This window comes from Pedobacter superstes (genome assembly GCF_037622515.1).
Lineage (GTDB): Bacteria > Bacteroidota > Bacteroidia > Sphingobacteriales > Sphingobacteriaceae > Paradesertivirga > Paradesertivirga superstes.
The window spans coordinates 15,493-29,133 of record NZ_JBBJCN010000012.1 but is presented as its reverse complement, the minus strand read 5'-3'; the positions used below and the strand labels follow the sequence as shown (position 1 = coordinate 29,133).

The 13,641-nt window shown below is 38.4% G+C and carries 9 protein-coding genes and 1 tRNA gene; 3 read left to right on the top strand and 7 right to left on the bottom strand.

What is annotated here, in order from left to right; genetic code table 11:
* Window positions 1-51 precede the first annotated feature (51 nt).
* Entirely contained in the window at window positions 52-4,446 is a 4,395-nt protein-coding gene (locus tag WG906_RS18985) for a translocation/assembly module TamB domain-containing protein (protein ID WP_339994472.1), read from the top strand.
* A gap of 151 nt (window positions 4,447-4,597) precedes the next feature.
* On the opposite strand, the gene WG906_RS18980 is transcribed toward WG906_RS18985, so the two are convergent.
* The 3 genes from WG906_RS18980 to WG906_RS18970 all read right to left on the bottom strand — a co-directional run bounded on the left by WG906_RS18980 (window position 4,598) and on the right by WG906_RS18970 (window position 7,712).
* Window positions 4,598-5,812, bottom strand: a complete 1,215-nt coding sequence (locus tag WG906_RS18980; protein WP_339994471.1) for a bifunctional 3,4-dihydroxy-2-butanone-4-phosphate synthase/GTP cyclohydrolase II — start codon at window positions 5,810-5,812, stop codon at window positions 4,598-4,600.
* A gap of 69 nt (window positions 5,813-5,881) precedes the next feature.
* Complete coding sequence (locus WG906_RS18975) at window positions 5,882-7,306, bottom strand: LptF/LptG family permease (RefSeq protein WP_339994470.1); 1,425 nt, start codon at window positions 7,304-7,306, stop codon at window positions 5,882-5,884.
* Between the two features lie 25 nt (window positions 7,307-7,331).
* Window positions 7,332-7,712, bottom strand: coding sequence for an START-like domain-containing protein (locus tag WG906_RS18970; RefSeq protein WP_339994469.1), 381 nt, complete (start codon window positions 7,710-7,712; stop codon window positions 7,332-7,334).
* Window positions 7,713-7,828: 116 nt separating this feature from the next.
* On the opposite strand from WG906_RS18970, the gene WG906_RS18965 reads away from it, so the two are divergent.
* A tRNA-Met gene (locus WG906_RS18965) sits at window positions 7,829-7,902 on the top strand.
* Between the two features lie 512 nt (window positions 7,903-8,414).
* Window positions 8,415-10,352: a KUP/HAK/KT family potassium transporter gene (locus WG906_RS18960; RefSeq protein WP_339994468.1), complete on the top strand. Its 1,938-nt coding sequence runs from the start codon at window positions 8,415-8,417 to the stop codon at window positions 10,350-10,352.
* Window positions 10,353-10,888: 536 nt separating this feature from the next.
* Here the strand turns inward: WG906_RS18960 and WG906_RS18955 are convergent.
* The 4 genes from WG906_RS18955 to WG906_RS18940 form a co-directional block, all read right to left on the bottom strand.
* Window positions 10,889-11,287 (bottom strand): response regulator, encoded by a 399-nt coding sequence (locus WG906_RS18955; RefSeq protein ID WP_339994467.1) that lies wholly within the window; start codon window positions 11,285-11,287, stop codon window positions 10,889-10,891.
* Between the two features lie 130 nt (window positions 11,288-11,417).
* Entirely contained in the window at window positions 11,418-11,696 is a 279-nt protein-coding gene (locus WG906_RS18950) for a hypothetical protein (protein WP_339994466.1), read from the bottom strand.
* A gap of 189 nt (window positions 11,697-11,885) precedes the next feature.
* The gene (locus WG906_RS18945) at window positions 11,886-12,713 is read right to left on the bottom strand and encodes a sugar phosphate isomerase/epimerase family protein (protein ID WP_339994465.1); all 828 of its coding nucleotides are present in this window, start codon (window positions 12,711-12,713) and stop codon (window positions 11,886-11,888) included.
* Window positions 12,714-12,740: 27 nt separating this feature from the next.
* A complete protein-coding gene (locus tag WG906_RS18940) occupies window positions 12,741-13,571 on the bottom strand; it encodes a phytanoyl-CoA dioxygenase family protein (RefSeq protein ID WP_339994464.1) in 831 nt (276 codons plus the stop codon).
* Window positions 13,572-13,641 lie beyond the last annotated feature (70 nt).

Below are 13,641 nucleotides of genomic sequence, written 5' to 3'. Positions count from 1 at the left end.
CTCAAAATAACGCTTTGGACCCTAACAGTAATCATATTACTTTTAGGTGCTTTGATTTTTTCTCTGCAATTTAAACCGGTTCAAACTGTTATAGCAAAAAGAGCCGCCAGGTACTTATCCAAAGAGTTAAAAACTACTATTTCCATTGAGGGCTTATATATCAAGCCGTTTAAATCGGTGGTGCTTGAGGGCCTATATGTTCAGGATTTGGACAAAGATACTCTTCTGCACTCACCAAAGTTTACAGTTGATTTAAATTACTTTTCGATAAAAGAACGTATTGTATCGGTTAATACCGTACAAATGGATGATGGAAAGTTCTTTTTAAAAACCTATAAAACCGGTGAAACGAATCTGCAGTTTATTATAAATTATTTTAATACCGGCACAACAAAACCAAGTACAAAACCTAAAAAAAGGTATCAGGTTAGCCTTGATAAAGTAGTTTTAAACAATATCGACTTTAAGTATAAGAACTTTAACCGCGTTAGCATATTAAAACGAATCAATTTTGACGACCTTCATCTTCGAAATCTCAATACCACGGTATTAGATATCAATACAAGGTCCCACCTTTTCGAGGCAAATATTCAAAACCTTAACTTCCGCGAAAAAAGCGGATTCAGATTAAGAAATCTGAGCACAATTGCTGCTATAGATACCAATCAAATGGAGTTTAAAAGCCTTATTCTGCAAACTCCGCAAAGCCAGGTTTCTGACTATCTATTACTGAAATATCATCATTTTAAAGACCTGAATAATTTTGTAAACAAAGTTTACCTTAAAAGTCACCTAACAAATTCAGTCGTACATACCAAAGATCTTGGATTTTTTGCTGATAACCTACCACCCAATTTCGAAGTCAAAGTTAAAGGTGATGTCACAGGATTCATCAGAGATTTAAAAGCCAGAAACTTTTCAGCTTCTGCGGGCCAGGCGACTTATATTAAAGGCGATTTCGACATCAAAGGCTTGCCTGCCATTAATAAAACATATGTAAACCTGCGCTTCGATCGGATGCACAGCAATAAAAGAGATGCCGACCGATTAATTAAACTGGCAACAGGAAAGACAAACCAGATTCCGGCAATTGCAGAAAAGTTTGGGAACGTGAGCTTTAAAGGCAAATTCACAGGATTTCTAAAAGATTTTAAGGCTAACGGAGAACTAAAAACCGCATTAGGCAGAGTTATTACCGACCTGCGTATGAACTTAAATGGGCTTCCCAAATATTCAGGCACTATTAAAACCTTCGATTTTAACCTCGGAGAACTTTTAGACAGAAAAGATCTGGGCCGGACCAGCATGTCGGCTAAAATTATCGGACAAGGCTTTTCATTAAAAGACGTTCAGGAAAACATCAATGCAGATATAACCTATTTTGATTATAAAGGATACCGCTACTCAAATATCAAGATTAATGGAAAGTATAACAAAAATTTCTTTAACGGGAAGATTGATATAAACGACAAGAACATTAACCTCAACTTTTTAGGTGGCATAAACTTCACCTCTAAACTCCCTGTCTTTCAGTTTAATGCTACTCTTCGAAATACCAACCTTCATAAACTTGGCTTTACAAAGGACACTGTCCAGATAGATGCAGATTTTCATACAGCCTTTAGCGGGAACAATTTAAATAACATTCAGGGAAATCTGGAGTTACGACGAATCCGCATGACAACGCCTCATCACTCGCTGGTTGTGGATTCTGTTTATGTTTTAGCCAGCGGTGTGGGCAACTCCCGGTCGCTTACCATAAATTCTGATATTTTAGATGCGGGCATACAAGGACAATATGATTTAAAATTGTTGCCGTCCTATTTCACCTCGGTTATTAAACAATATGTTCCCTCTTTAAAAAGTAAAAGCGGCCCGATTGGCATACAAAATTTTGATTTTATTCTAAATCTGAAATACTTCGAACCAATCAGCGTAATGTTTATTCCGGCTTTAAGAGTTCCCGAAGGCGCTGAATTCAGAGGCCGTTTTATCTCTGCTGAAAACGTTGCAACTTTAACGGGTTCAAGTTCATTAATAGAATATAACAAGATAAAAATCCACAACTTCATTATTGATGAATCAACCCAACCGAATGCACTGAATGTGTTTTTGACATCAGACAGAGTAGATATTACCGACAGCCTGTACATTCAAAACGTCAACGTGGCAAACATTTTCCATAACGACAGCTTATCATTGAACGTTAAACTATCTGACAAAAATGCTGTGAATCAGCTCGATTTAAACGGATTAGTAGAGTTCGACACAGAAAATTTTGCCAGTTTAAGCTTGTTACCTTCTGATGTTATTATCAACGGAGATGTATGGCGCGTGCCAGAACAGGTACGGTTTAATTATGACAAAGGCAAATTAGCTATTAGCGATTTTGCTCTGTTCCGCGATAATCAGTACTTAACTCTCGACGGGATAATTTCCGCAGATCCTAACGATAAACTCAACGCGGGTTTCAAACAATTCAAACTGGGAACCTTTAATCCTGTGACAAAAACCAGGGGAATAACTTTAGGAGGAGAACTTAACGGGAACATTACACTATCCTCAGTTACCAAAACGCCTAAAATAGAATCTGATTTGATTATTGACTCCCTGGTAATGAATAATGTTCCTATCGGAGAGTTAACAATGGTTGCGAACCTGGATAATAGTACCAGATTAGTTGATTTGGTTCTTAATATTCAGAAAAATGGTAAAGAAACCATGAACATTGCGGGTAATTATAACGCAAATTCTGACAAGAATACCTTAAACCTTGACCTGGTGATGGAAGATAGTGAACTGGTGATTTTTCAACCGTTCATGAAGCATCTGGTGTCAAATGTTTCCGGAAACGTCTCTGCCAATTTTAAAGTTACCGGAAGTGTTTTTGATCCGGATATAAACGGCACGGCCAGGTTAAAGAATGCACGCTTAATTGTCAATTATCTTAAAACACCTTACAGCATTACCGATGATATTAGTATTACGAATAGTGTTATAAATCTGGACAGGTTAGAATTGACAGATATAAAAAACCATAAGGCCTATGCCAGCGGCTCCATCAATATGAAGAAGCCGAAAACGCCTTATATTGATATCGTTATAGATGCCGACAATTTTATGGCATTAAATACAACATCAAAAGATAACCCCTTATATTATGGGACAGCATATGCTACCGGAACCTATACTTTTAAAGGTCCGACAAATAATATGCGCATTAATATAAATGCAAAAACCGAGGCTGGTACAATATTCAATATTCCCTTAAATGCTGCTTCTCGTGTAGCCAGCAATGACTTTATTACGTTTGTTGCTAAAGATTCTTCATTAACTCCGCGAAAGCAGCCATCGTTTAGCGGTCTTTCCATGAATTTAAACCTTGAGGTTGATGAAGCCTCACAGGTAAATATTATCACCGACCTCGGAAAACTTAGTGGTAAAGGAACCTCAGAGGCTCTATCCTTAAACATTACGAGTCTCGGCGAATTTCAGATGTTTGGAAGATACCTTATTACAAGCGGAGAATTTCAATATACAGCACAGGAATATATCAGTAAGATCTTTGAAATCCGGCAGGGTGGTTCAATCCGGTGGACCGGAGATCCGGTAGAAGCGGAGATTAACTTAACAGCTGTTTACAGCCAGAGAGCAAACCTGGGACCTTTATATGTTGCCGCAGGCAGGCCAGCAAAACGGGAGAGTATAAATGCCGAAGCCGTAATGACTTTAACTGGTGTATTAACCCGTCCTAAAATTGATCTGGACATTAATTTCCCTCAGGACCCGTATGTTAAAGATGAATTACAAAGTTATTTAAGTGATATCAATAACAGAACCCAGCAAGCCCTGAGCTTCGTTGCGCGCCGGTCATTCGCTTCTAATTCGGGCCTGGAATTCAATGCTGTTAACGAAACCGTTCTTAGCACGGTAACAGAATTAACATTCAACCAGCTGAATACTATTCTGGCACAAACGTTAAATTTAAGGTCAGTAGATTTTAATGTGCGCTCATTAAATGACGCGAGTGCGACTTTCAGATTATTTAAAGACAGATTAATATTGACAGGTGGAATTACTGATACCAGGGTACTTACGAGTGGGTTTGATGTTATTGGTAATTCTTTTGCAAGAGACGTGGAAGCTCAATATCTGATAAAAAAAGATGGCAGCCTTATTGCAAGAGCATCGAACCGGTTAAATAATAAAGTTGTGCTGAGCACCAACACAAATCAGGAATATGTTAGTGCGTTAGGATTGGTGTACCGCAAAGATTTTGACACTCTGGGGGAATTTTTACGGGCATTAATTGGCAGAAAACGTATGGAAGAACGCCAAAACGAGGTTCCCCAGGCACCTCCTCCGCCTATTAATACATCCCCGCCGGTGGTTATGTCAAACCCTTCTAATGAGAGTACGGGACAAAAAAAACCATCCGTTAAATAATCGAATTTAGAAAGTTCTGATCGGCCTTTGAAGCCTTTGTTTTTTATATGTGGTTAAGCCAGGAAAGCTATTAATTCATAACATTCGCTATTTCTACCCGGGAGGAAAAACAGCAAATGCTAAAATACGGTGTAATTTTAAACTCAGATACTTAAGAGCCTTTCATAATAGTATGTCCCATTCTATCTCTCTTGGCTTTGAGATACAGCTCATTATGGATATTAGACTTGATCTCGATAGGAACATTTTCAACAATTTCAATTCCATATCCAATTAATCCGGCCCGCTTTGTTGGGTTATTAGACATCAGACGCATTTTTTTAATACCCAGACTGCGCAATATTTGTGCGCCCAAACCATAATCGCGCTGATCCATTTTAAAGCCGAGCTTTAAATTTGCATCGACAGTATCAAAACCGTTTTCCTGAAGGTTATAGGCACGCAATTTATTGATTAGGCCGATTCCTCTGCCTTCCTGGTTCATATAAATAATCACTCCCTTGCCTTCCTTATCAATCATTTCCATCGCCTTATGCAATTGGGGCCCGCAATCACATCTGCACGAACCAAATATGTCTCCTGTAATGCAAGAACTATGAACCCTTACCAATATAGGTTCATTCTCTTCCCAGGTTCCCTTAACAAGAGCAATATGGTGTTCTCCCGAATCAATTTGGGTGTAAGCAACCAATTCGAATTCACCCCATTCTGTAGGTAACTTTACAGATACTTCTTTCTTTATCAAAGATTCCTGGCATAAGCGGTAAGCAATTAAGTCCTTAATGGAAATAATTTTCATGTCAAGCTGTTTAGCTATAACCATGAGCTCGGGTAAACGCGCCATGTCGCCGTCTTCGTTCATAATTTCGACAATAACGCCCGCAGGTTCAAACCCGGCCATTGCCGCCAGGTCTATTGCAGCTTCTGTGTGACCCGCACGACGCAGCACACCTCCATCCTTCGCTCTTAAGGGGAAAATATGCCCTGGCCGCCCAAGATCGTCAGGAGTGCTTTGGGGATTAATTAAAGCCTGAATAGTTTTAGACCGGTCTGTTGCTGAAATACCTGTGGTACACCCATGACCTATCAGATCAACCGAAACGGTAAAATTAGTTTCATGAGAAGTGGTATTCTTGCCAACCATCAAATCGAGCTTTAGCTCGTCGCAGCGTTCATCTGTTAAAGGGACACAAATTAAGCCACGGCCGTATTTCGCCATAAAATTTACAACCTCTGGTGTTGCATTTCTGGCCGCTGTTAAGAAATCGCCTTCATTTTCCCTGTCTTCGTCGTCAACAACTATAATTACCTTTCCGGCTTTAATTTCTTCGATTGCTTCTTCTATCGTATTAAGCTTGATATCCATTATAAAAACAAAATTACAGTTCTGTAATTAAATTCAGGTAAAACTTTATAATCTGCGGGTAAAAGATGTTCAGCTGTCTTTCTTTTTTATGAGCTTAAGAATTTGCTGCTTGTAATAATCTACGTCAAAAATCGCCGAATCTATAGCAGCTTTATAAGTCAGGAAAACCCCTAACGGGGTTAAAACAATAATTGCTATCCACATTCCTAAAATAGGATCCATGGTACCTGCCTTAGCAGATTTCTCTCCAATCTGAGAAATAATATGATAGATTAGAAAAAACAAAACTGACATTACAACCGGCAAACCCAGGCCACCCTTCCTGATAATGGCACCCAATGGAGCGCCGATGGAGAAGAGTATAAGACAGGATACCGCAAGCGTAAATTTTCGATTATATTCTACAACATATCTAAGAATACTCTTTTTATAATCAGTTTTCTCTATTGCCTTTGCACTCACAACATCCTTAATCCCTCTTGTCTCAGATAGTGCAAATGAGATAGCATTCGACCGTTCGTTAACCGGCACAATGTCTAGTACATTCTTTTTATACTGAGGAATACTCCCGACCTTAACTGAACTGACCGGAGCATTCATGGCGTAAAGCCTGATCATAGGAATGACCATATTATCGTATGTTCTTATAGTGCTATCAGTTACTTTGACGGTAGAATCTTTATAGTATTTTAATTGCTTTAGGTTCATCATCGCATAACTGCTTTTAAACAAATTCTCATCTGTTCTTTGCATTTTGAAACCCGATAAATCAAACTTTTGCGTTGTTTCTTTAAATTTATACCGGGTAAAGCGCTGTCTTGGATTATACGTTCCGTCTCCAGACTTCTCCTCGTATCTTACACCATCTTTAAGATTAAGAATCAACGAACTTTCATCCGGAGTTTTTGTCATCACGCCCTGCTTGGCCCTTATAACAACATTACCAGTAGCGTTATTATGATCGTAGATGATAATGTTATATAGGGTTCTTTCATCCGGATCTTTCTGTTGAACCCTGATACTGAAACCAGGAATACTATTATTAAAAACCCCCTCTTTTAGTAAAAACGCGCCCTTCTGGTTCCTTACATCCCATAACAGGGATCCAAACTTCAAATTAGCAACAGGCAGCATATAATCAGAAAAAAGAAAAGCGCCAATACTAAGTAAAGACACCAAAACAAATAGAGGAGCCATTGCCTTTTGAAGGGAGATTCCAGCTGCTTTAATGGCTACAAGCTCATAATTTTCTCCCAGGCTTCCGAATGTCATGATGGATGATAAGAGCATGGCAAGAGGTAAAGCCATGGCAACATTGGTGGCCGATGCATACCACATTAATTGCAGAATTACATACCATTGAAAACCTTTACCAATTAGATCATCGATGTATTTAAATAAAAATAGCATCAACAATACAAACATGACAATGAAAAAGGTAACAATGAAGGGCCTGATAAAGGCCTTCAAAACCAGCAGGTGTATTTTTTTCACAACACAAAAATAGGGATTTAAATCCCTAAGCCCCTATAACACTAATCAAATATTCAATTTGATTATCCCAGATAAGTTTACGTTCTTCCATCAGATCATCAGGCGCAAAATCGGTTATACATAAGGCAACGTCATTGGTTAATTCATCCTGAAGAATCTCCATTTCAAAATAAAAAACAGGTTCATCATCTACCCATCTGAATTTGACCAGCTTATTTTCTTTTATAGAAAGCAATTTGGCTTTATGTTCTTCGCCGTCCCATACAAAAGAATACACCTGATCTCTGTATTGAACGTCATCTGCAAACCATTGTGCTAAACCATTTGGTTCATTTAAAAAACTGAATAATATTTTTGGAGATGATTTTACCTCATATTCCAGGCTAAACTTCTTTTTTTCTGACATTCTTAATTTCCTTTTCTAAACCTTCGGAGAGTTTTTTAGATTTCTTTTTAAAGGAAAGTAAATTAAACTATATTTGCAACTCCAATTTTTAGAGTGATCTAAAAATAATTGAAAACGGCGGGGTAGCTCAGATGGTTAGAGCGCAGGATTCATAACCCTGAGGTCGGCAGTTCGATCCTGCTCCCCGCTACTTGATCCAAAAGGCTTTTAGAGAAATCTGAAAGCCTTTTTACTTCCAATTCTTCTTGTGCGCCAACCAATGCTAATGGAACGCCCAAAAGAGTATAATCCAAATAAGCTTTCCTTATCTATGCCCAAATAAAGCTAAAAGCAAGGGATCAGTGTCAAAAGCAAGTTCCAAGGCACCTATTTGATTATTACAGTTCAATATGAGTACTCGCTTACTCTTTAAAAAGCTTTAAATATCTTAAATGCTGAGTTTAATAACTGAAGAAGCGTAACGTTAAATAAAAAAGGCTGTACTAAAATAGTAACGACCTGCTTACCTATGAATCGTCTTTTTGAGAAAATTATCATACAGAGGGCCGCTATTAACAGCCAACATCTAATTTCAACTTAAAAAATTACTTCTTAAAACCAGGCCTCTGCAATTATGGTATAAACACGTTGTTATAAGCATACTATTTTGAGGTTGCATTTATGAAGAATCATCTAGCTTTGGCGCGGTTTTAAAATATTAAAATGGCAACTCATAAACATGCTCATAAGCTATCGGCTGCTGGACTTTTAATTAGTTTAGGCATAATTTATGGAGATATAGGCACCTCTCCGCTATATGTTTTCAAGTCAATAATTGGTACCCGTTTAATCACCCCTGACCTTATTTTGGGAGGATTATCCTGCGTGTTCTGGACGCTCACACTTCAAACAACGATTAAATATGTCATCATTACCCTTCAGGCTGACAATAAAGGGGAAGGTGGAATATTCTCATTATTTTCCCTTGTCAAGAGTAAAGCGAGATGGTTGATAATCCCAGCAGCCGTTGGAGGCGCAGCTTTATTAGCCGACGGTATAATAACTCCGCCCTTCACTGTTTCCGCGGCCATTGAAGGATTAGCACTTCGATACCCGGAAATACCAACTATACCAATTGTAATCATTATCCTGACAGGAATATTTATTATACAGCAATTCGGAACATCTATAATCGGCAAAGCTTTTGGGCCAATAATGTGGATCTGGTTCACTATGATTGCCGTGCTGGGTGTCGCTTTTATTCTCCAATTTCCTGAAATACTAAAAGGTGTAAATCCCTATTATGCCTACCATATATTGTCAACACATCCACAGGCATTCTTAATTCTTGGAGGTGTATTTCTTTGTACAACAGGAGCTGAAGCACTATATTCAGATTTAGGCCACTGTGGACGGGCGAATATCAGGATCAGCTGGATATATGTAAAACTTTGCCTCTTACTTAACTATTTCGGACAAGGTGTTTGGCTTTGGAAGCAACAAGGTGGTTATTTGGAAGGTCGAATACCCTTCTACAGTTTAATGCCTAACTGGTTCTTAATTTATGGAATTGGAATTGCAACTCTGGCTGCAATAATAGCCAGTCAGGCTCTGATCTCAGGCTCATTCACTTTAATTGCTGAAGCCGTAAGATTAAATCTTTGGCCTAAGGTAAAAATAAACTTCCCTTCTATTCAGAAAGGTCAGATCTATGTTCCTTCAATGAATTGGATTTTGTGGATTGGTTGCATGGTGGTTTTACTCATCTTTAAGAATTCAGATAGTATGGAGCATGCTTATGGTCTTTCTATCACTATCACCATGCTAATGACTTCTATTCTGGTAGCCGTCTTTCTAAAGAAAAAGCATTATCCCGTATACCTTATTGCCTTATTTTTAGTTGTATATGGCATTATCGAATTAACCTTCCTTGCTGGGAACTTACCTAGAATCCTGCATGGAGGATGGTTTACCGTAATATTGGGAAGTGTTTTATTTTCAATTATGTGGTCATGGTCAAACGGACGGAGAATCAGAAACAGGTACATGCGGTTTGTTGAGATAGATCAATACTTTCCGATTATCAGTAAGTTAAGCGCCGACTCAACAGTTCCTAAATATGCATCTCAGCTGGTTTATCTGACAAGCGCAAATTTCAAGACGGAGATAGAACATTCGACTATTTATTCCATTATTCAAAAGAATCCAAAAAGAGCGGATGTGTACTGGCTTCTGCATGTTGATGTTACCGATGAGCCTTATACATCAGAATATAAGGTTACTTCATTTATCCCTAAGCAATTAATAAGAGTCGACTTTAAATTAGGGTTTAAGGTAGAGCAACGTATTAATATTCTTTTTAGAATGGTTGTTGAAGATCTTGTTAAAGCAGGTGAAGTAGAAATTACAAGTAAATACCCTTCATTAAGTGAGTACAACATAGCAGGCGATTTCAGATTCGTTGTAATTGAAAAGGTAATTACTAATGCAAACAGTCTGGGCTTCATTGAGCGGTCTATAATTATCTACCATCAGTTACTTAAAAAATTAAGTGTGTCTGATGAAAAAAGCTTTGGACTTGACTTAAGCTCAATAGCTGTAGAAAAAGTTCCTTTAATGATTGATATCCCAAATAAATTCTCCTTAAAAAGGGTGAATTAATATACCAACCCACATAAGCAGCAATACTAAATGCATCTTATTCAAAAAGTGTATACCTGACAAGCCGTATAAAGCCCGAATAGAAATCATTTGGCTTATATGGAAAAGCCTCAAAAAAAGAAAGATCTTCAAACGGGGAGAATGAAGACCTTTTAACTAACCAATTATAAACCTGAGTCAAAGGTATAAAAATTGACAGAAACACAAAGACTTTTAACAAAAATTAACAGTTTGGTAATTATACAATCGAATTGTTACAAAAGCAAAAACCCTCGTCTGAAAGACAAGGGCTTGTATGAGGTATATTTGGATAGTTTGGTTTCTAAATGTACGTCTTTTTTCGACATTTGCAAAAAAATAATGCAAATCAGGGCTTACTTTATGAATCTCACAATCTAAACATATTCAGCAGACATGAATCTAACTTTTAATGAGCAATTAAGAAAGCTTTCATTTTTGTTCCTTCACTTACAAAAAAGAGTAATTGCCCTTAAAATAATTGGGTGTGGAAAACAATAGGTAATAAATCCACTAAGTTAACTGGCTGTTGCCAAGCTCGAAATCATAATTTCGTTAAGCATTTCAGTACTTAAAGGTTTTGTGAAAAATTCTTTCACCGATTGGTATTGCTTTGCACGCTGAACGTCTCTGAGGTCCGTAGACGATGATAACATGTAAACGCCAATTACCTTCACTAAGGGTAATTGTTCTTCAAACTTAGCAAGAAACTGCCACCCATCCATGACAGGCATGTTCAGATCCAGCAAGATTACGTCTGGTAAGTTTATGGAATCGTTTTGATTACAAGCAATATAATCCAGGGCTAACTGTGCTTCTGAAAAGCAGGTAGCCGTAAAAAACCCATGTTTCTTGATTATTATTTTCGCTAAAACCAGGTTAAGGGGACAGTCGTCTATTACAAATATCTTGTACATATCCTCAATTTAGATACATATCCTAACCAATTCGGTGCCAGAAAATAATGCTTACCAGGGCTCTTTAAAGGGATGTAATAAATAAGTAATTGTATGAATTAAACTAAAAATGGATTGTTTAACCGACAACCTAACTACTAACCATTTTTGCCACTTCATTGCTAATGCCATCTATCCATTCCGGATTGCCGGAACTATTTAACTTACAGGAAAGCACGCCATTTTTATCCTTGATGCAACGAATAATAACTTCCTTTTCCTGAACCAAAACCTCAAAGTGATCCGGACTTACCTGCTTAACCAAACCATGCAAGATTAAGCCCCTGCTGTCCGTATAGGAAACCTTAAAATAATTTGATCCGCTTGAAAAGTTCTTTACAAAAAGCTCAGAGGAATAGAAGTCATCCATAAGCGATTGAGAGTTTAAAACCTATTAAATCTAGTCAGTAATATTTACACTCACAAGTACAATTAATGTGAAGTTATATTATTACCAGTTTACAATTTAAGCTGCAGGGTGCTGAAGCATTCAGTTTTTCTGAGATAGTCAATCAAATCAAAAAGGATGAAGAACTTCTCCACCCTCTTAAAATCATCTTCAATAAAATCTCCTGTACCGCTCTTTGAGCAGGTTCATCATAAAAACATTATTCGCCCACTGATCAGAAATTGGGTTCTGCGAATAAGGCAAATGTACCATATACGGATACGGGCCAAATTCGGGAGTAATAGTTATCAGGGCATCGCCTTCAGAAAGTTTGCGCTCGATTACTTTATCCCACCAGTTTAGATGATGCTGCAGGGCTTCATTCCATTCTGGTGCGGCAGGATCGGGAACCTGCGGACCCTCCGGATATCCAACACGGGCATGAATATGTTCCGTTCGGGCGATTGCCAGCTCAATGGCCTGCTGTTGATCTTCCAAAAAGGACTCTGCCACATTTACCCAGTGCGATGCATCAAGGGTAATCTTTAATTCAGGAACTTTTCTGAGATACTCAGCAGTAATATGGCAGGCAAATGTAAACTTGTTACGATGCGTTTCATGGAATACTTCTACCCCCGTTAGGCGTGTATGTTCGCTTGCCCGATCTACCAGTTTTTTATTTTCTTCGAAAGTAAAATAATCCTTCCCGGTCTGAGAGTCAATTTTGAGCGCTCTATAAGGCCGTACCATATCCAGCCAGCCTCCATAATTATTGAAGTGCTTTGAGAATTCCGCATCATAGGTACCATAATGCTGAGGTATAACCTCTAAGCCGTATTTTTCGAAATTATTCCAGGCCTCATCGAGTTCATTCACTGCAACATCATTAGGAATTCCGTATTCCACACCATCATAGCCCTCGTTTTTCACCTTCTGGCAAAATATATCCCAACTTATCTGTTCACTCCCCCACCTGGGGCAAAAGAATTTAAATCTCAATGTATCAGTTTAAACGTCAAATATAAATTACTTCACTTTAAGAGTTATTTCATCATCTTTCTGAAGAAAATCTCTGTCTGCAGATAATCCCTTAGCATCGGAGGATATTACAGCATTATTGGGAACCGTCTGTACCGGCGTAATACATGATAAGTTCTTTTCGCGAAAAGGTTTATTATAGCTCAGGTTGTAGGCCGATATCATAGACCAGCGAGGTTTATCGGAGGTATTTGCTTCAGACATGTGCAATGTATTGCTATGGAAAAACAACAGATCGCCGGGTTCCAGCTCTACATGCACACGCTCGAAACGACCCAATGCCTCGTTAACAAAATCCATATCTGCACCTTGCTGCTCACCTGCGAAACTATGCTCCAAACGTCCTATTTTATGTGAACCTTTCAATACCTGCAGACACCCATTCTTTACAGTCGCTTCGGTAAGGGCAAGCATTACACTAATCATGGCATCAGGGAATAAGAACCCGTTTTTATACCAATATCCATAATCCTGATGCCATTCCCAGGCACCACCAACCTGGGGCTCTTTTTGCATCAATTTTGAGTGGAAGTGGCAAACCTCCCCCGGGCCAAGCAAAGCCTGTACAGATTGAACCAAAGCTTCACTACGCGTTAACAAACCGTAGGCATCATCGCCCGGAGTAAACCAAAGAGTAAGCTTTGTCCGTTTTCCGGATTGGTCGTTAAAATCAAATGCTTTATCTTTCAGCACATCATCGCTTGTGGCCAGGTTATAGAGTAAACCGACTTCTTCTTTGCTTAAAAAGTTTTTAACAATAAGGTATCCGTCCTGGTCGTATGCAGCTTTCTGTTCAATACTTAATTTCAAGTCGTTCATGATATTAAATTTTAGGTAAATAGTTAAGGGCTATCAAAACCCGCGAAAACGTTAAAAGGGATTAACACTG